The sequence below is a fragment of the Nitrobacter sp. Nb-311A genome (assembly GCF_000152905.1).
GTDB lineage: Bacteria > Pseudomonadota > Alphaproteobacteria > Rhizobiales > Xanthobacteraceae > Nitrobacter.
On record NZ_AAMY01000013.1, the window covers coordinates 55,775 to 74,004 of the forward strand.

Annotated in this window: 14 protein-coding genes and 1 pseudogene; 12 read left to right on the forward strand and 3 right to left on the reverse strand. The window is 61.3% G+C overall.

Annotated features, from left to right (window positions below):
• Positions 1 to 37: 37 nt before the first annotated feature.
• Positions 38 to 2,569 (reverse strand): DUF3772 domain-containing protein, encoded by a 2,532-nt coding sequence (locus NB311A_RS06720; protein ID WP_009797747.1) that lies wholly within the window; start codon positions 2,567 to 2,569, stop codon positions 38 to 40.
• A gap of 459 nt (positions 2,570 to 3,028) precedes the next feature.
• On the opposite strand from NB311A_RS06720, the gene NB311A_RS06725 reads away from it, so the two are divergent.
• From NB311A_RS06725 to NB311A_RS06765, 9 genes and pseudogenes are all read left to right on the forward strand, one after another.
• Entirely contained in the window at positions 3,029 to 3,304 is a 276-nt protein-coding gene (locus NB311A_RS06725) for a hypothetical protein (protein WP_040674183.1), read from the forward strand.
• Between the two features lie 118 nt (positions 3,305 to 3,422).
• Positions 3,423 to 4,652, forward strand: a complete 1,230-nt coding sequence (locus tag NB311A_RS06730) for an acyl-CoA dehydrogenase family protein (protein WP_040674163.1) — start codon at positions 3,423 to 3,425, stop codon at positions 4,650 to 4,652.
• Positions 4,653 to 4,660: 8 nt separating this feature from the next.
• Positions 4,661 to 5,203: a flavin reductase family protein gene (locus NB311A_RS06735; RefSeq protein ID WP_009797750.1), complete on the forward strand. Its 543-nt coding sequence runs from the start codon at positions 4,661 to 4,663 to the stop codon at positions 5,201 to 5,203.
• 58 nt (positions 5,204 to 5,261) lie between these two features.
• Complete coding sequence (locus NB311A_RS06740) at positions 5,262 to 5,582, forward strand: hypothetical protein (protein WP_009797751.1); 321 nt, start codon at positions 5,262 to 5,264, stop codon at positions 5,580 to 5,582.
• 3 nt (positions 5,583 to 5,585) lie between these two features.
• Positions 5,586 to 6,082 (forward strand): annotated as a pseudogene (locus NB311A_RS06745) (TPM domain-containing protein).
• A gap of 171 nt (positions 6,083 to 6,253) precedes the next feature.
• A complete protein-coding gene (locus NB311A_RS06750; protein WP_009797753.1) occupies positions 6,254 to 7,261 on the forward strand; it encodes an ABC transporter C-terminal domain-containing protein in 1,008 nt (335 codons plus the stop codon).
• A gap of 369 nt (positions 7,262 to 7,630) precedes the next feature.
• Complete coding sequence (locus tag NB311A_RS06755; protein ID WP_009797754.1) at positions 7,631 to 9,778, forward strand: TonB-dependent siderophore receptor; 2,148 nt, start codon at positions 7,631 to 7,633, stop codon at positions 9,776 to 9,778.
• Positions 9,779 to 9,881: 103 nt separating this feature from the next.
• Positions 9,882 to 10,421 (forward strand): hypothetical protein, encoded by a 540-nt coding sequence (locus tag NB311A_RS06760; RefSeq protein WP_050752078.1) that lies wholly within the window; start codon positions 9,882 to 9,884, stop codon positions 10,419 to 10,421.
• Positions 10,422 to 10,455: 34 nt separating this feature from the next.
• On the forward strand, positions 10,456 to 11,430 hold the full coding sequence (locus tag NB311A_RS06765) for a cytochrome-c peroxidase (protein WP_245256953.1): 975 nt from the start codon (positions 10,456 to 10,458) through the stop codon (positions 11,428 to 11,430).
• Positions 11,431 to 11,508: 78 nt separating this feature from the next.
• Here NB311A_RS06765 and NB311A_RS06770 read toward each other — a convergent pair whose 3' ends face one another.
• Positions 11,509 to 11,943 carry a hypothetical protein gene (locus NB311A_RS06770; protein ID WP_009797757.1) on the reverse strand — a complete coding sequence of 145 codons (435 nt, stop codon included), beginning with the start codon at positions 11,941 to 11,943 and terminating at the stop codon, positions 11,509 to 11,511.
• A gap of 137 nt (positions 11,944 to 12,080) precedes the next feature.
• Between NB311A_RS06770 and NB311A_RS06775 the strand changes: the two genes are divergently transcribed.
• Together NB311A_RS06775 and treY are read left to right on the forward strand one after the other, a co-directional pair.
• Complete coding sequence (locus tag NB311A_RS06775; protein WP_009797758.1) at positions 12,081 to 13,598, forward strand: YdiU family protein; 1,518 nt, start codon at positions 12,081 to 12,083, stop codon at positions 13,596 to 13,598.
• Between the two features lie 213 nt (positions 13,599 to 13,811).
• Positions 13,812 to 16,610, forward strand: coding sequence for a malto-oligosyltrehalose synthase (gene treY, locus NB311A_RS06780; RefSeq protein ID WP_009797759.1), 2,799 nt, complete (start codon positions 13,812 to 13,814; stop codon positions 16,608 to 16,610).
• 217 nt (positions 16,611 to 16,827) lie between these two features.
• Here treY and NB311A_RS06785 read toward each other — a convergent pair whose 3' ends face one another.
• A complete protein-coding gene (locus NB311A_RS06785; RefSeq protein WP_040674166.1) occupies positions 16,828 to 17,277 on the reverse strand; it encodes a DUF2231 domain-containing protein in 450 nt (149 codons plus the stop codon).
• Between the two features lie 478 nt (positions 17,278 to 17,755).
• On the opposite strand from NB311A_RS06785, the gene NB311A_RS06790 reads away from it, so the two are divergent.
• Complete coding sequence (locus NB311A_RS06790; protein ID WP_009797761.1) at positions 17,756 to 17,977, forward strand: hypothetical protein; 222 nt, start codon at positions 17,756 to 17,758, stop codon at positions 17,975 to 17,977.
• Positions 17,978 to 18,230 lie beyond the last annotated feature (253 nt).

Below are 18,230 nucleotides of genomic sequence, written 5' to 3' on the forward strand. Positions count from 1 at the left end.
ATGGGAGACGGGACTATACATCATTCGATAATGAACGTCAGCTTTCCAATGATCTTATCCGCCGTCGTGATGCTCCGGGACGATCGCTGTCGGTCAGGTCGCGCACGAGAGCTTCGAGGCGGCCGATATCCCGGATATGCAGGTCCCGTTGCGGATAGGGAATTTCGATTCCCTCTTTGCGGAAGCGTTTGAGAATTTCGAGCCTGACCTCGTTGGCGGCCCCCGCATCGATGCCGATATGCGCGACGTGAAAGAACACCGTGAACTCCAGCGAGTCGGTGCCAAAATTGCCAAGAATGGCAAACGGTTCAGGCGACTTCAGCGCGCGCGGATGATGCGCGACGATATCGAGCAAGATTTTGATGACTTTGTCCGGGTCGGCATCATAGGAGGTGCCGACTGCCACTGACAAACGGGCCGAATAGCTGCCGTGCATCCAGTTGACGACCTGACCGCTGATCAGTTCCGCGTTCGGTACGATCACCGAGACGTTGTCATATGTGGCGATCTCGGTGGCGCGTACGTTGATGCGCTTCACGACGCCCATGCGGGTGCCGACCTCGATGCGGTCTCCGACCTTGATCGGCCGCTCCACAAGCAAAATCAGACCGGAAACGAAGTTGTTGATGATGGATTGCAGTCCGAAGCCGATACCGACCGATAGCGCGCCGGCGACGATGGCGACGTTCTGCAAATTGAGTCCAATGTACGACAGTGCGATCAGCGTGGCGAGAATAACTCCCGCGTAGCCGGCGCCGGTCCCGATCGAACTGCGAACGCCGACATCGAGATTGGTTTCCGGCAGGAAACGCTCTTCCAGCCACCGCTTGAGCGCGCGCGTGGCTACGATGCCGACGGTGAGGACAGCGAGCGCGCCGAGAATCTGGGACGGCGAAAAGGTGATGCTGCCGATTTGAAAGCTGAAGAATGCCGACGACATCGACGTGACGACGTCGTCGGAACGAATTCCCCACGTTGTGAGGATAAAAAAGGCTGTCAGTCCGATCAGGGACAGTTGGACAAGACCGCCGAGCAGTGCGGCGATCTGCCGTACCGCGCTGCTCCCGAGACCCGTGGTTTGCCGCAGGAAGCGGCCGATCGTGCCATTATAGGCGAACGTCGTACTGATGAGAACGGCCGCGAACCGGCTCAGCAGCACGAAGCTCATCAGCGCGGTGACCATCACGCCCATTTCTTTCGCAACGAACCGGCCGAACGCCACATATCCCAAGAGCGGTCCAAGCACAGCGGCCGTGGCCAACACCCAGCCCACCGGGATCAGCAGGTGCCAGGCGGACTTCTGTGTGGAGGAAGCAGCGGGGGTCGTTTCGTCTTCGTCCTCGGTGCTGGCCGCAACCCGCAGGGCGCCCATGAAAAGCAGCGCCTTCGCCGTCGCAACGAGGCCCCAGCTTGCAATCTGAACGTCGAGGGGCGTCCCGATGGCAAGGTTTATTGCGTCCAGAACAATACCGGTCGCAATGACCATGGCGAGCAGGACGGAGAACGATACCATGCCGTCGGCCGCCGCATTATCCAGCTCGATAAGGCGCCACGATGGGCGCCCCGGCGCGAGGACCGCGGTGGTCAGGCGGATAAAAAAGAATCCGAAGGTGATGCCCAGGAACAGGGCCTGTACGATCGGTGTGACATCGCCGGGTAGAACCTCGAGCATCATGAGCGCCTGGTACAGCACAAACAACGCGACCGCCGTAAGCGTGGTGTCTGTGAATACGATCGCAGCCGCGGAACCCGTTTTCCGCAGTGCGCTGGGATTGGCGATCTCGGGATCGCGCGTCGTCCACCGCGACCACCAGCGCCTGCCCGGTGACAGGAAGAATCCGAGCACTACGATGGCGGCGATCACGAAGCCGGACGCGGCGCGAAGCGGCTGTGACGACAGTACGCGGCCCCACTTGGAGAGGAGATCGACCAGGCGGCCGGCGGCAATCGGAGCAGCGTTCGCGACCGTGACCCAGAATGTTGGATTGACCAGGCTAGCGGAGCGTTGCAGCACGGATTCGTTGAATACCGCGCGCCGCCGATCGGAGATCGCATCGATTGTTTGCTGGGCTCGCACATTGATGAGCTTGGCCTGTTGAATGACGCCCTGCCTTCCGGCGATTTCAGCCAACAGTTTGGCCCGTTCGAGCTTCACATCGTCAGGCTGTGGAGCGGTCGCTTCGGGGCTTGGCACGAGTTCTGCAGCCCGCGCGGTCGCCGCTTCGAGGCGAGGCGTGATTTTTGATATCAGCTCGCGTGCTTCGTGCTGCGTCGTTGCCGCCCGGTCCCGGAAATCGTTCAGTACGGTGTCGTGGATAACCTTGGCGCGCAGTGCCGTCTCGACCTGATCGAGCGTCCGTTTCCAGCCGTCGAGTTTCGCCTGTGCCCGCGGAAACTCCGGCGGCGGTACGGACGGCAGATCCGCGGGAGCGGGGGGTGCGGCAGGCGCGGCAGCCGGGCTCGCCGGTTTGCCATTTCCCGGTGCTTGCGCCGGCGCGGCCGTCACGACGTTCAGAGGCATCCACGATAAAAAGATGATGAAGAAAATTGCCGCGCGGATTGTCTTCATGCTCTTTGCCTATCGAAACTTGCAGGGGATGGATGATGCAGCATTCCAGAACGGAATGGCGGAGCCGGCCGTAACGGTTTCCCGCTGCTGGCCGGCCGTGCAATGCGCGTGAAGCCGCGCAGTTGTTCGAGGTATGATAGGCAGAATTCCGCCCATTGTGTGTGCGGCGGTTCAGCCACGGCTCGCTTGAAATGACTCGGTCTTTAGCGCCCCGTCAATGCTTGATGGCGTCCGGTTGATCAGAAGCTCCAAGGAACGCTTGGGCGAAGTTCACAGGCCGATTTGTCGCAGGGCTCTGACGGCGGCCACGGCCGGTTCGCGCGAGTCCGTTGGCTATATTCCATTGATATAACTTGCATATTTCTTGAGTGACTCACCTCACGGTCTCTCCCGGGTCAATGGTCCAGGATGCGGCATCGACAACGGCCGCAGGTTCACGGCCAGCCTGAGGAGCTTCAGATGAGCGTCGTTCGCACCGAAACCGTCCGTCAAATCGCCGCGATCCTGGCTGTCGCGACCTCTTTGACCGCGCTTGCCAGCCCGAGCTTTGCCTTCACCGCCGAAGCGCAACGGCAGTGTACCGGCGACGCATTCCGCCTTTGCAGTTCCGAAATTCCGGACATCGGCCGGATCACCGCCTGCATGGTCAAAAACCGCTCCAGCCTTAGCTCGGGCTGCCGTATCGAACTCGACAAGGGCCTATCTGCAAAAACTCGCAGGGTGGCCGCGCAGTAAACGGCTGGATTTGGCAGATGCCATCTGCTGTTGATCCCCTTCATGCCCGCTTGTAGTTAGGAAAGGCGTGGCGAAGCTCACTGCATCGGCGGTCAGCCGAATTTCAGGGGATTGTCAAATGGCAGGTAGCGATCCTGGCATGCCTGCAAGTCCGGCCGGGTCTGACGCGGACGATCATGCCTATGCGGCCGCGATGACGCGGGCGCGTGCGCTCGTGCCGGATCTGCGTGACCGGGCTGCCAGGACGGAGGAATTGCGGCGCTTGCCGCCTGAAACCGAGAAGGAATTCCACGAGGCCGGATTGTTCAGAATTCTGCAGCCGAAGCGGGTCGGTGGTTTTGAATTCGACTATGTCGCGCTCGTCGACGTCGCCGAAGCGATTGCCATGGCCGACGCATCCGCGGCCTGGACGCTGGCCAACCTTGCGAGCCATAACTGGATGCTCGGCATGTTCGACAGCCGCGCCCAGGATGCCGTCTGGGGGAAGGATCCAAACGCGCTGATCGCGTCGTCCTTTGTGTTTCCTTCCGGTTGCGCCAGCAAGGTCGAGGGTGGGTACCGCCTGCAGGGCCACTGGCCTTTTTCTTCGGGAGTGGATTGCTGCGCCTGGAACATGCTCGCGGGGCACGTTTCGTCGGACGATGAAGCCGACGGCATCGAATACAGGATTTTCCTGGTTCCTCGCGAGCGCTACCGGATCATCGATATGTGGAACGCCGCGGGGCTGAAGGGAACGGGCTCGAACGACGTTGCTGTCGACGATGTCTTCGTCGAGGAATGGATGACCCTGTCGGTCGCGGACATCGCTGGAGGCCCGTCTCCCGGTAGCGCTGTCAATCCGAACCCGCTTTATGCCCTGCCGGTCTTCGCGCTATTTCCGTTCGTGCTGTCCGGCGTGGCGCTTGGCAATGCCCAGGGTTGTCTCAATGACTACATCGAGACCGCGCGGCACCGCGCCACCACTGTCAGCCGCGCCAGGCTCGGCGATCTTCAGTCCACGCAGATCAAGATTGCCGAAGCATCCGCGAAGATCGACGCCGCTCGTCTGATCATGCGCTCGATCTGCATTCGGGCGATGTCCGATTCGCGGCGCGGGCTTGTCCCCGACATGGTGGTGAAAACCGGATGGCGTCGCGATGGCGCGTACGCCGTGACTCTGTGCACCGAGGCGGTGTCGTTGCTGTTTGCGTCAAGCGGGGCGCGTGGCCTGTTTGCCGCCGCTCCACTACAGCGTCAGTTCCGCGATGCGAACGCGATCAACTCCCATATCGCATTCAGCTTCGATGCTGCGGGCACGGATTACGGTCGGGTCGCCCTCGGGCTGCCGTCGCAGAATCTGACGTTGTGAGGCGTCTGATGACTGACGGTCCTGAATGTTCCGATCCGCCGGACCCGGCCCGTGAGCTGGCGCGCGGGGAATCAGCTCTCGATCCGCGCGACTTCCGCAATGCGCTCGGGACCTATGCAACGGGAGTCACCATCATCACGGCCGCCGACGAGGAAGGAAGGCCACACGGGCTGACGTGCAACTCGTTCGCGTCGGTTTCGCTGAATCCGCCGTTGGTGCTGTGGAGTCTCGTGGTCTATTCGCGGAACATGAGCGTCTTTCAGAACGCCAGTCACTTCGCCGTCAATGTACTCGGCGCTTCACAGCAAGCGCTCGCGGCCAAATTCGCGCAGCCGTCGAGCCGCAAGTTCGAGGGGGCCGACTGGAAGCCGGGTCTCGGCGGCGCTCCGCTTCTGGCGGGCAGCGTTGCGAACTTTGAATGCCGGACCGTCGATCGTTATTACGGCGGAGATCACGTTATCTTCCTCGGCGCCGTGGAAGCCTATAGCTACAACCCCGACGAGGCGCTGTTGTTTTCCCGTGGTAAATATGGCCGCTTCGTTGGCGAATGATGGTTTGATTTATCCATCGTAGGCTTGCGTCGCGATATCCGTGGTCAGGACTCGAACCATGCCACGGTGGAAAGTCGGCGTGCTTGTCTTCGGCGGGATCTTCCGGAGCATCCTGGGCCGGCTTGTCGGCTCGGCGACGACTGGCGTTCTTGCCGGCGTCGCGACCTGGATATTCGTCGGCTCGCTGATGGTTGCCGGGATCGCCGCGGTGCTGGCGTTCATTTTTACGGCGGTGGGCGACACCATTATCTCGAGCGCGGAGCGGGGCGGCGGCACCTGGATCGGCGGCGGCCGGGGAGGCGGGTCGTTTTCTGGCGGTGGCGAATTCAGCGGTGGCGGCGGCGGTTTCGGCGGCGGCGGCGCGTCTGGGAGTTGGTAGAGCATGGGCATCGGGCGTATCGGCAGGCACCTGCTCGCGTATCGCTGGAGGGTGCGCAGCATTTTCCGCCGGAGGGGATGGCAGCCATCGAGCGGGCGATCTGCGCCGGAGAGGCGACCCATTCGGGTCAGGTGGTGTTCGCCGTTGAGGGCGCGCTCGACGGCATCCCCTTGTTCCGGGATCAGCCGGCGTCGGCGCGTGCGCTCGATGTATTCGCGCATCTGCGGATATGGGATACCGCGCACAACAACGATATCCTGATCTATCTGTTGCTCGCCGACCGCGATGTCGAGATCGTTGCCGATCGCGGGATTCACGCCAGGGTCGGCGAAGCGGTGTGGAAGACCATCTGCGCCGCGATGAAAGCTGAATTCAAGCAGGGTCGTTTCGAGGCCGGGGCCGTCACGGGCGTGGAAGCGGTCTCGCGACAACTTGCGAAACACTTTCCGAAGCGGGGAGCCGGTCCGAACGAACTGCCGGACGCGCCGGTGGTGATCTGATCTGGCGCCGCTGTTGCTCTCGCGCCGATGGCGGCCGAGACTTCGTCGGCTCGGTCAAGCCGTTTTGTCGGTCGGAAAAAATCCTAAAATTTCCGCAATGGTCTTCAATGTAACGATTTTGCAAGTCATCAAAAGTTACCGAATAGTTCAACCTTTATTGGAGTTCTTAACGTGAGCGACCATTCGTCTGATCGGGCTGCCGGTGAGCGCGGTGACAAACCCTCCGAGACAGGGGACGAGTCGCCGCGCGTTGAATCTCCGAAATTCGCGTCAGAGCAGGAATCGTCGGCGCCGTCGTCCGACGCCGCCGATCCGGTTGCGTCTCACATCGACCCGACGATCGAAGCTGAAGCCGGAGCGCCGGCGGTCGGAACACCTCGGATCGAGCCCGCGATTGAGCCGCAGGCTCCGAGAGGCGACGTGCCGCGAGCGACCGGCAAGACCGTGATCGTGGCGCCGTTCCGCCGCGAGGCATGGGATGGTGCGGCGAACGATCGGAATTCAACGGCAGCCGGCGGCGCGCGGACGTCGGGCCGGTTCGGCAAAGGGCGTCTCGCCGCCATGGCAGCGATAGCGGCATTGGCCGTGATCGCCGGCGCGATCGGCGGTTCGCTTGTGACATCCGGACTTGGCCACGGCACTGCGGAGCAACCGCCGTCGGCGATTGCAGGCCGCACCCAGGCCCTGGAGGCTACGATCGAGCGGCTCGAATCCGAAATCGCCACGTTAAAAACAAGTATCGATCGCTCGGCCAAGGGCGATGCTGGCCAGTTCGCCAAGGTCAACGATCGTTTGGGCAAGATCGAGAAGGCGCATGCTGACTCGGCGGCCAGAGTGACGAAGCTCCAGGAGGCGCTGGACAAGCAGCATGCGTCTGCGGCGCCGGCAGCACCCGCCGCGCCTGCAACGGCCGCCGCGACGAATGTCACAGGCTCGCTTCCAGTTGCCGAGCCGGTTCCGCTGCCGGCGCCCAAGCCCGGCATCGCACGTCTGCCCGCGGTCCACGGTTGGGTATTGCACGACGTCATGGACGGCAATGCTTTGATAGAAGGCCGGAGTGGCGTCTATGAGGTTCAGGCCGGCGATCCGGTGCCGGGACTCGGGCGCGTCGATGCGATTCGGAGGCAGGACGGTCGCTGGGTTGTCGTCACCAGTCGCGGCCTGATCACAGAGCGCTGACGCGTCTCCATGCCCTTTGAAGGGTTCGTCACCTCATGCCTGATGAACGGATAACGTTCTGATCGCGAGATGGAGCTTTGCTTTTTGAGCGTTTGGAGCGGAGTGGACATCCGTTCGCGTGAAGAAAACATGCCAAATCATAAAGATAGGGAGCTTCGCGCGCTGCGCTATCCGCGCGCTTTGATGTGTGCGGGTCGATACCGCGCCATTCTTTAAAAGCGGCTTTGCCACGCCCCATAGCTGAAATCCGGTGCAAGAGTCCCTCGACTCAATTCGTTGTATATGTGTCAATATGTCGCTTTGTCTCTCCCGTTAGTCTCCATTAGCGATATATGAGCATATATATAACGAAATCTCTTGGGGGAGATTATGATACTGGCAAGGGGGCTTTCGGGCAGGGGTGCGCTGCTGTCGTCGGTCGCGATTGTTGCGATGACGGTCGGCGCAGACGCGCAAGATCGGGACAAGGATCGGGGCGAAGTTTATCAACTCGGCGAGATTTATGTTTCGGGCGGAGGACGCGGCGGTAGCGGGGGTGGAGGCGTCGGTGGTTCAACTGTGAACCGCGAGCAAATGTGGACCTTCGAAAAGCAGACGCTCGATCAGGCGGTGAATCTCGTGCCGGGCGTGAGCAGCACGCAGTCGTCCGCTGGCCAGCGTAACGAGACCGACATTTTCGTACGCGGCTTTGGCCGCTGGCAGGTTCCGTTGATGATCGACGGCGTGCGCGTCTATCTCCCAGCCGACAACCGGCTCGATTTCAGCCGTTTTCTCACCGGCGATATCGCCGAAATCCAGATTCAGAAGGGTTATGCTTCGGTGCTCGACGGGCCGGGCGGGATGGGTGGGGCCATCAACCTGGTGTCGCTAAAGCCAGTCAAGCCGTTCGAGTCTGAACTCCGCGGCGGCGCGACGTTCGACAATCGCGGAGCATTCCAGGGTTGGAACAGCTACGCGAGGATCGGCTCACGCCAAGAGAATTTCTACGTTCAGGGCAGCGTCAATCAACTCGACCAGAATTTCTGGTCGCTATCGCGCGGCTATTCGCCATACCCGGCGCAAGGTCCTTATGCCGGATCACTGGAGGATGGCGGACGGCGCAACGGATCAGACACCCAGGACTGGCGAATCAACCTCAAGGCTGGTTACACGCCCAATGCTACCGACGAATACAGCATCAACTATATCAAGCAGTCCGGCGCCAAGGGCGCGCCTCTGAATGTCTACAACAATCCGCCGTCGAGCCAGAACAGCTTTTGGCGCTGGCCGGCATGGGATGTCGAGAACCTGTCCTTCCTGTCGAACACGCAGCTCGGCGACGCTTCCTATGTCAGGACCAAACTTTACCACAACAAGTTCTACAACGTGCTCTCGGCGTACGACGACATCACCTATTCGTCGCAGTCGAATAACGGCCGCTTCAACAGCTTCTATGACGATAGCGCGCGGGGCGGCTCGGTGGAGGCCGGCACCGAGCTGATCCCGATGAACACGCTGAAGGCGGCGTTCTTCTACCGTCAGGATTTCCACGCCGAGTGGAATCACAATCGGCCGACCCATCCGACGCTGGATATGCTTGAACCGCGGCAGAATCAGGCGCAGACGACATGGTCGATCGCGGTAGAAGATACCCTCCATGTCACCCCGAACTTCGATCTGGTGGGAGGCGTCAGCTACGACAAATACTCGATCGACAGGGCCGAGGAGTACAACAGCGGCGGGGGATTCATCTACGAATATCCGAAGGGCGGCGCCGATGCCTTGAACTGGCAGACGGCGGCGATCTGGCGTTACAGCGAGACCGGGCAGCTTCATTTCAGCGTATCCGACCGCGCGCGCTTTCCAACCATCTTCGAGCTTTACAGCCAGCGCTTCGGCACCGCGATTCCGAATCCTAATCTGGGCCCCGAACGTGCCACCAACTACGAACTGGGCTGGAAGGGTCAGATTGTTTCCAATCTGCGGGGAACGGCCGCGATTTTCTACAGCGACGTGCGCGATTTGATTCAGGCGGTTCGCGTCAGCCCGACACAGTCGCAAACGCAAAACGTCAACCAAGGCCACTTCTACGGTTTCGAGGCTTCGCTGGAAGCGCAACTCTCTGCGCAATTCATGATCGGCGGCAACTACACTTTCATCGAGCGCAACGTCAGCGACGTATCAATCCCTGAATTTAGGCCGGTCGGCGTGCCGACCCAGAAGGCGTTCATCTATGCCACATGGCGACCGATCGAGCCGCTCGCCATCACTCCGAGCCTGGAGGTCGCAAGCGACCGTTGGAGCGATGTCTTTGTCGGCACCCAGGGACCGAACGCGCCGATCCGCGCCGCCTTTCCCGATCTCTATATCCGCACCGGCGCCTATACGCTCGCCAACATCAACGTCAACTACAAGGTCACCGCGAATGTCGAGGTGGCGGGCGGGGTGAGAAATCTGCTCGACCAGAACTACGAACTGGCGTGGGGATTGCCGCAGCCGGGACGCACCTTCTACGTGAAGGCGCGCGCCACGTTCTAGCTTGGTGCGGTGGTCGCGGCGAGAAGATGCACGCCGGGATATCCGGCGTGCATCTTCCAATAGCTACGTTATGTTCGAGAAATACATGGTGACGGGAGGCAAGATGCGCAGCAGGAAGATTTCATGGGGGTTGGCGCTGAGCGCGCTTGGGATCGCCGCCGTTGCGGCCGGACCGACCGAGGCGCAGGAAGCTGCTCCGCCCGCTTGCGCCACTCCGGTCGCGCCGACAGGCGAACTGGCGCCCTGGACCACGCCGTTCCAATTGCAGGCGGCGGGTAGCGAGGCGAGCATTTCAAGCGCGAGCCTGCCGATCGGCCGGGCCGCACGCCTGACGTTGCTGCCGACGCCTGAGGTGCGCTATCCGCTGCGTCCCGAGAAGCCGGGCGGCTCGGTCAGCCACGGCGGTCTGGTACGGATCGATATACGCGAAGCCGGCGCCTACCGGGTGGCGCTCGATTCGGCCGCCTGGATCGACGTTGTTCGTGACGAGCAGGCGGCAAGATCGACCGCGCACGGACATGGGCCGAACTGCACCGGGATCCGCAAGATGGTGGATTACTCTCTCACTCCAGGTCCTTACATCCTGCAGATATCGGCCAATGGCCAGCCGGAGATGACGGTCCTGCTCGCGCGCTTGCCCTGATCCCGTGCAGACCCGGCGTTTCTCGCGTCCGTTGTTGTCAGCCGGGCTCCTGCTGGTCATGTTGTCGTCAGCCGGGTTCCTGTTGCGGCCAGCCCCGACATGGCGCTGGACGCTGCCTGCCGGCGTTTCGGCGCCGCCGATTCCGGCCGACAATCCCATGACCGCCGCCAAGGTCGAGCTTGGGCGGCGTTTATTCTACGACGCCGATCTGTCGGCTGACGGCACCATGTCCTGTGCCACCTGCCACGAGCAGAAGCACGGTTTCGCCGATGGCAACCGCACCCATCCCGGCGTGACCGACGAGTCCGGACGACGCAATGTTCCCGGGCTGGCCAATGTCGCCTGGTTCACGCCGCTGAACTTTGCCGATCCGGCGACCAAGACACTTGAGACGCAGGCGGCGATCCCGGTATTCGGCACTCATCCGGTCGAGATGGGTATGGCGGGGCGCGAAACTGAGATCGGCAGGCGGTTCGGACGCGATAGCTGCTACCGGACGATGTTCGCGCGCGCCTTTCCCGACGATGGCGGTCGCATCGAATTTCCCAACGTGGCGCGCGCGCTGGCGAGCTTCGAACGCACGCTGATCTCCTACGGCAGCGCCTGGGACCGGCAGCAGCTTGGTCCGGAGGCACAAGCTGGTTCCGTGCTGTTCGCCCGCGATTGCGTGAGCTGTCATTCAGGACCTAACTTCACGGATCTGGCCATGCACCGTCTGGGCCCGGTCGATCCCGCGCTGGCCGATCAGGGACTGTTCGAAAAGACCGGGATGGACGCCGACCGTGGCAAGTTCCGGACGCCCTCGCTGCGCAACGTCGCGCTCACCGGCCCCTGGTGGCACGATGGATCGGCGCGGACGCTCGATGAGGCGATCTCCAGGCACGGGCTGACGCATAACGCGGCCGAGGTGAGGCAGTTGATCGCCTTCCTCACGGCGCTGTCCGATACCGAGTTTACCCGGCGCAAATCGCTCGCCATGCCTGAAGAGGCGTGCGGCAAGCGCTTATGAATGGCCGAACGCGAATGATCGGTGCCATTGATCGCCGTGATGAGTGATGATCGCCGGCCGCACGACACATGACGAAGTCTAACCCTTGCCGCCACGCCGCGGCGGCTGAGGATTATTGTCGGGATTCGTATCGTACTTGGATATTCGCGTTATGAGTCCGCTCGTGGCGAGCGGTTGCAGATCGGACTCGAGACCGTCCGCAATCTCCTTGGCATAGACCTCCTGATCGTCCACATAGAGCGTGAAGGATTTCAGATATTTCTCCTTCTTCGCCGGATTCTCAATCGTCGCCTTGGTCCATTGGTAAAGCGGATAGCCATCGACGCCGCGCTCTTCTGCCGCGGTGACATACTCCGAAAAGGCATCGAACTGGGATTTCGGCACGGCCCGGTGTCGGGCGAGGATCTCGAAGAGGCGCGTTAGCGCCGGGTCTTGCGCTTTTCGTCGTATCGATTCCGAGATCGCCGCATCGACGACATCGAATCGAACCTGATACTGCCACTGAGGAACCATATGCTTCCACGCTCTCTGATCGCGCGCCCCTCGCCATAAAGCCTAATGTTCGCTCATCATGATGTCCAGAAGGTGCAGCTCATTCAGGTCCAACGCTCAACCTTGCTTTTTCGGAACGGAGGAACGACTTTAAGCGCATGAGCCAGCTTGCAGAAAAGTCGTGTGTGGCGCCCGCGGATGCGGCAGCGCCCGTTCCGTTCGACAACACCTATGCGCGGTTACCGGACGCTTTTTATCAGCGCGTGAAGCCGGCAGCGGTGGCAGCGCCGAAACTCCTGCGCGTGAATGATGCGCTGGCTCGCCGGCTGCGCATCGATCCGGAGTTTCTCAAAAGCCCGGAAGGGGTTGCTGTTCTTTCCGGCAACGAGATCGCGCCTGGATCCGAGCCCATCGCGCAGGCTTACGCAGGCCACCAGTTCGGAAGCTTCGTGCCACAGCTCGGCGACGGGCGGGCCGTCTTGCTCGGTGAGGTCGTAGACGTGGCGGGCAAACGGTTTGATCTTCAGCTCAAAGGTTCGGGCCGGACCCGCTTCTCCCGGGGCGGCGACGGCCGCGCCGCGCTCGGTCCTGTCATCCGCGAATACATCGTCAGCGAGGCCATGGCCGCGCTCGGCATTCCGACGACACGCTCGCTTGCCGTGGTGTTGACCGGCGAACAGGTCGTGCGCGAGCGCGTGCTGCCGGGCGGGATCCTGACTCGCGTTGCGTCGAGCCATCTGCGTGTCGGCACGTTTCAGTATTTCGCCGCACAGGGCGACATCGAAAACCTGCGCGCTCTGGCCGACTATGCCATCGCCCGGCACTACCCGGAAGCGCGCTCGGCCGAGGACCCGTATCTGGCCTTCTATAATGCGGTGGTTATAGCGCTGGCCCGGCTGTCGGCAAGATGGATGCTTGTCGGGTTCATCCATGGTGTTCTGAACACCGACAATACCGCGGTCGCCGGCGAGACGATCGATTACGGGCCGTGCGCGTTCGTCGACGCCTACCGGCCTGACAAGGTCTTCAGCTCGATCGATCAGTTCGGCCGCTATGCCTTTGCAAATCAGCCCGCCGCCGTGGCTTGGAATCTGGCGCGGTTCGCCGAGGCATTGCTGCCGCTGATAGCGGACGGCGGTGACAAGGCGATTGAATCCGCAAATGCCTCGATCGCCGGCTTTGATGATCACTTCAATGACGCGTACCTTGCAGGGGTGCGTCAAAAGCTTGGCCTCGCTCTCAAGATGGAAGGCGATCTCGAACTCGCGTCCGATCTCCTGGACCGGATGGCGGAAAATCATGCGGACTTTACGTTGACTTTCCGCGCTTTGTGCGAAGCCGCCGTCCATGAGAAAGCTGATGATGACGTGCGCTCGCTATTCACAGACCCATCCGCTTTCGACGAATGGGCCGTACGGTGGCGGCAGCGCCTGTCGCTTGAAGAGCGGCCGGCCGAGATGAGACGCACCGGGATGCTTTCCGTCAATCCGATGTTCATCCCGCGCAATCACCGCATCGAAGCGGTCATTCGGGATGCCGAAGCGGGACGCTTCGAGAAATTTCACGAACTCGTCGAGGTGCTGGCGCATCCCTTCGACGACCAGCCGAAGTTTGCTGACTATGCGAAGCCGCCCCGACCGGAGGAAGAAGTCCGGCAGACGTTCTGCGGGACATAACTGGCGGGCCTCGTACAGGGATCGCGTCTCAATTTCCGTCGGCGCAACCTGTTTAAGTCAGGCACGGCGCGATCACTCAGGCTTTTTGCTGGAACCCTCGCAGCGTTCAAAGGTTGAAAGAGGCTTTCTTCCACCACACCGCAACGTTCGTAGACCGGGTCTACGTACCGGCGACCTCTTTTGATAACATCAATCGGCGGCGGACATGCCGGGATGACCCCTGATCGACTGGACCAGCCTGATCGCAAGCCGATCCCGCGCGCCACCTACCGGTTGCAATTCAACAAGGATTTCGGCTTCGACCGGGCGGCGGCGCTTGCGCCTTATCTCGCCAGGCTGGGAATAAGCCATGTTTATTGCTCGCCTTATCTGCGGGCCCGCCCCGGCAGCGCGCACGGCTACGATATCGTCAGCCACACCGAATTGAATCCGGAACTGGGCGACATCGCAGCCTTCGAGCGGATGGTCGCCGCGTTTCGGACGAACGGTCTCGGCCAGATCCTCGATTTCGTCCCGAACCACATGGGGGTGGGCGGCGCGGACAACCCGTGGTGGCTGGACGTCCTCGAATGGGGTCCGGATTCGCAATTCGCCGGCTGGTTCGATATCGATTGGGAGTCGGATCGCCGCTATCTGCAAGGCAAACTGCTGGTGCCCTTCCTGGGCGAGCAGTACGGTGCCGAACTCCAGTCGGGCGCGCTCCGTCTCAGATTTGATGCTGATGCCGGCTCCCTGGCCGTGTGGGCATACGACACCCACAAGCTCCCCATCAGCCCGCTTCATTACGAGCGCGTCCTCGGCGATAGCCACCCGGACCTGGAGCGCCTTGGCGACGAGTTCGCGCACCTCTCGACATGGCGGCCGCATATCGCCCGCCGGGCCTCGGATCTCAAATTGGAGCTGGCGGAGTCAGTCAGGGAAAACCCGGATCTGATGATCGCGATCCAGGCTGCGGTGGATTGTTTCAACGGCGAGGCTGGCGATCTGCGAAGCTGGTCGAAGCTTGACGCGCTGATCCGCGACCAGCACTGGCGCGCGGCCCACTTTCGCGTCGCGGCTGATGACATCAACTACCGGCGCTTCTTCAACATCAATGATCTGGCCGGGATCCGGATGGAGCTCCCTCAGCTTTTCGATCATGCGCACTCGCTGGTGTTCCGGTTGCTTGAGCAGGGCGTACTGGACGGGATTCGGCTGGATCACGTCGATGGCCTTCTCGATCCGAAAGGATATTGTTTGCGCCTGCGGGAAAAGGCGCCGCGTCCGTTCTATCTCATTGTCGAGAAAATCCTCGCACCCCATGAAACTCTCCGTGAGGACTGGGATGTCGAAGGGACGACCGGCTACGAATTCGCCAATCTCGTCACCGGTCTGTTGAACGACCCCGCGGGCGAGGAACGCCTCACGTCTCTCTACGCCGACTTCACCGGCGAACGGGCGCCGTTCAGCGCCATCGTCCGCGATTCGAAAATGCGGATCATGGAGAATGAAATGGCGAGCGAGCTGAACGTGCTGGCCCGGGAGGCAGCCCGGGTGGCGCGTTCGAATCCGCGGACCGCCGATTTCACCAATAACGTTCTGCAGCGCGCGCTGAAAGAAATCATCGCCGTCTTCCCCGTCTACCGCACGTATGTCGACGGACGGAGCGCGCCCACCCAAGCCGACCGCCGCGATATCGACTGGGCCATGGCCCAGGCCCGCCGCAATGGCGCCGCCCTGGACCCCAGCGTCTTCGATTTCCTCCATCAGGTTCTGACCCGCGATCTCGTCGCCGAGCCGCGTAGCGGTTTCAGCCGCGTGGAGGTCGTTCGCGTCGCAATGCGCGCGCAGCAATATAGCGGCCCTGTTATGGCCAAGGGCCTCGAGGACACCGCCTTCTACCGCTACAACCGGATGCTGGCGCTGAATGAGGTCGGCGGCCATCCTGACCAATTCAGTGTAAGCATATCCGCGTTCCATCATGCCAATGCGCAGCGGGCGAAGCGAACGCCGCATGCCATGCTGAGCACCGCCACACACGACACCAAGCGGGGTGAGGATACGCGGGCGCGGTTGGCCGTGCTGTCGGAAATACCGGACGATTGGGCCCAATATATCGCACTTTGGAGCCGGATGCTGCGGGCGCGCAACGCAGGAGCCGGGGAGGCGGCGCCGCCCGATCGCAATGACGAATATGCGTTCTATCAGCTCCTGATCGGGGCGTGGCCGGCGCAACTCTCAGCGGGACAGCTCGATCCGGAGGAAGTGGATGCCTTTCGCCAGCGGATCGAAGGCGCCGTAACGAAAGCGATGCGCGAGGCCAAGGTCCATACCACCTGGGTCGCGCCAAACGCGGCATACGAAGACGCCGTGCTGGAGTTCATTCGCTATGCGCTGGACACCTCGCGCACCAATCCCTTCCTGGAATCGTTTTCTGCGTTTCAGCAGCGCGTGGCCGGCCTCGGCGCCCTTAACAGTCTCATCCAGGTCGTACTGAAGCTCACGGCGCCCGGTGTACCTGATGTCTATCAGGGTGCGGAACTCTGGGACTTCAGCATGGTCGATCCGGACAATCGTCGTCCCGTTGACTATGACGTCCGGAAAGCATCACTGGCGTCTCTGGAATCCGGCAGCGGCGAACTTCCGGAGCTCCTGGAAAACTGGCGTGACGGCCGTTTGAAACTTCGCCTTATTGCCGAGACGTTGGCGCTGCGCCGACGCGAACCGGAACTCTTCATGGAGGGCTCATACGAAGCACTCCCTGCCACAGGTCCGCAGGCAGATCGTCTCTGTGCGTTCATGCGCACCCGCGATACCAGCACACTGGTGACCGCCGTGGCTTTATACCCATCCCGTGGGAATCAAATAGACGCGTGGGAGGATTGCGTCCTGACTTTGCCGGCAGTTGCTCCACGGCGATGGATAGAGCTGTTCAGCGGACGCGAACTCACGCTCTCGCAAGGATCACTTCCGGCCCGCGACCTGTTCGCCACCTTGCCGGTCGCGCTGCTCACGCCCTCTGAACTCGCCTGACCCCGCCGCCCGCATTTTTAGTTTCGCGCAAGATTGACAGCGACTGGTCGCCGCAAGCGGCTGGGGGAACCTTTAATTGTAGGCGGTGTGAGCTGCTTTTAATGCGTCTTCTTTACGCGAGCGGGTATCCCATCCTCGGGTCAAGGTCGGCCGCCAGCAAGGTGGTCGATTGCATTGGACGGAACGGCAGAGACTGGTTGGGAAGCCGTGCTCGTTTTTAGTCCGCGACTCCGACCCGGTGGCGAAACACCATCTCGCCGCCCTTCCAGCCTGAAAATGCCAGGCCGAGCACGACGAGGCCCGAAAGCACGACGCCGGTCGGAACGATGACAGAGTCGCCGCTATCGAACCGCCAGTACCAGTTGAAAGCCGCAATCATCAGAGCGATGGCATTGCCAATCGCGTGAAGCCGCGTATCCGACAGGTTGCGCACACGGGTATCGCCCCACACTTCGACAAGGCCTGTCACGGCTGCCAGCCCGGCCGTAATGAGGCCTATGCCGAGCAGCCACAGCGAGGCCGTGGCCCAAAATCCATTCGAAGTCGCTGCGAAAGCAAGATCGGAAACGAAGGCCAGAACAAAGCAGGCAATGGGAAAAGCTATCACCATGGGATGGATTGGGTGGCCGGCTATCTGCGCAGTAGAACGTGGGTTGACGGTTGCCATAGGAAACTCCCTTGTTTCGCTGGCAACAGTTTTCCGCGCCGTCCGTTCCTCTTTTTCGAAGGAGCAAAATGCGATGACCGCAGTGAAACCGCGTTAGCTGGTTTTCCGGCGCCGGCCGATTGCAGATGATGGAACGCCAGAAGTCGATTAGCCCGCTTCCGTCCGGGCGTCCGGACGCGGATGGAGGCCGGGCGTTTTGGTCTGTTTCTCGTTCCTCCAGCTTCGCTGATCGTCGGTCAAAGCTTCTAAAAATATACCGATCCGCAGCGAGGGAGACCCACGCAATCCGGACTGGCGGTGGAGCGCGTGATGGTCTAAGAAACGATCGATAACAAAAGCAACAGCTGTCCCTATCAACGGATATTACTCGTCAGCCTTAAAATAAAGAGGCAGCGCCCTCTAGCGGGCCTCTTTGCCTGTCCCTTGCGAATTCCTCGCTTCCTTTAGCGACAATGAACCTAGGCGGTACTCACTCATCATGCCGATTTTCAGCTACATCATTACAGACTTGGCCGAGCGCAAATCGAAACCCATCAAGGTTCCCCTGCAGACCCATGAGGAGGCCGTTATGTACGGTACCCTCCTGGCTCGGGAGATGTTGGGTGACATGCCCGACCTGAATGATAATGGGATATGCATCACCATTCTTGATCATGACGGTGAGACGGTCTCCATCCTGCCTTTTGGTTCTGTCAACTGATCGCGAAAGTCACGTGCTTTCGTTCATCGAGTGCTGATCGGTCGAGCGGTTCTTTTGTCGCTGAAAGGCACCTTCTTGCCTGCCGACGAAGAAACGGCACGACGATGGACGTCTATCTCGGCTATACATCTTGGCTATGGACACCCGACTCCGGTCGGGTTCTTCGCCGTCTCTTGCATCTCGATCTCGTTTTTTCCCTAACTGAAGAAATGTTGGCAAGCCGCAAGGCGGTAAACCTGTCTCGCGGCGTCGA

What these genes read in the sequence shown, in the direction of transcription:
- NB311A_RS06720 (WP_009797747.1), bottom strand. Translation starts at nt 2,569, where the DNA reads ATGAAGACAATCCGCGCGGCAATTTTCTTCATCATCTTTTTATCGTGG.
- NB311A_RS06725 (WP_040674183.1), top strand. Translation starts at nt 3,029, where the DNA reads ATGAGCGTCGTTCGCACCGAAACCGTCCGTCAAATCGCCGCGATCCTG.
- NB311A_RS06730 (WP_040674163.1), top strand. Translation starts at nt 3,423, where the DNA reads ATGGCAGGTAGCGATCCTGGCATGCCTGCAAGTCCGGCCGGGTCTGAC.
- NB311A_RS06735 (WP_009797750.1), top strand. Translation starts at nt 4,661, where the DNA reads ATGACTGACGGTCCTGAATGTTCCGATCCGCCGGACCCGGCCCGTGAG.
- NB311A_RS06740 (WP_009797751.1), top strand. Translation starts at nt 5,262, where the DNA reads ATGCCACGGTGGAAAGTCGGCGTGCTTGTCTTCGGCGGGATCTTCCGG.
- NB311A_RS06755 (WP_009797754.1), top strand. Translation starts at nt 7,631, where the DNA reads ATGATACTGGCAAGGGGGCTTTCGGGCAGGGGTGCGCTGCTGTCGTCG.
- NB311A_RS06760 (WP_050752078.1), top strand. Translation starts at nt 9,882, where the DNA reads ATGCGCAGCAGGAAGATTTCATGGGGGTTGGCGCTGAGCGCGCTTGGG.
- NB311A_RS06770 (WP_009797757.1), bottom strand. Translation starts at nt 11,943, where the DNA reads ATGGTTCCTCAGTGGCAGTATCAGGTTCGATTCGATGTCGTCGATGCG.
- NB311A_RS06775 (WP_009797758.1), top strand. Translation starts at nt 12,081, where the DNA reads ATGAGCCAGCTTGCAGAAAAGTCGTGTGTGGCGCCCGCGGATGCGGCA.
- treY (WP_009797759.1), top strand. Translation starts at nt 13,812, where the DNA reads ATGACCCCTGATCGACTGGACCAGCCTGATCGCAAGCCGATCCCGCGC.
- NB311A_RS06785 (WP_040674166.1), bottom strand. Translation starts at nt 17,277, where the DNA reads ATGGCAACCGTCAACCCACGTTCTACTGCGCAGATAGCCGGCCACCCA.
- NB311A_RS06790 (WP_009797761.1), top strand. Translation starts at nt 17,756, where the DNA reads ATGCCGATTTTCAGCTACATCATTACAGACTTGGCCGAGCGCAAATCG.